The sequence below is a fragment of the Pseudoalteromonas rubra genome (assembly GCF_005887115.1).
Lineage (GTDB): Bacteria > Pseudomonadota > Gammaproteobacteria > Enterobacterales > Alteromonadaceae > Pseudoalteromonas > Pseudoalteromonas rubra_F.
This window is the reverse complement of the sequence record NZ_PNCJ01000154.1, coordinates 1-288: the sequence shown is the minus strand read 5'-3', so window position 1 is coordinate 288 and position 288 is coordinate 1. Positions and strand designations below refer to the sequence as shown.

Below are 288 nucleotides of genomic sequence, written 5' to 3'. Positions count from 1 at the left end.
CTATTGCTGCATTGAGCGCTAAGAGATTGGTTTGCTCCGCGATACTACTGATCACTTCGAGTACTTTACCCACTTCAAGAGTTTGTGCTTGAAGCTGAGAAACTTGTTCTGCAGCTTGCCTTACATCTTGTGCTAATTGGTTGATACTTTGCTCAGTATGATTAGCAACAGCCATGCTTTCCTCTGCGAGGTGATTGCTGCTATCCGACTTTTCTGATGCAAAGTGGGTGGTATTTTTTACTTCACTTGAAGAGCTTTCAAGCTCATTAATCGCGGCTGCAACAGAGT

General features: G+C 43.8%; 1 protein-coding gene. It reads right to left on the bottom strand.

The features are described from left to right. Positions 1-288: methyl-accepting chemotaxis protein (locus tag CWB98_RS23555; protein ID WP_249364755.1), on the bottom strand; the 288-nt coding region annotated here is incomplete at both ends.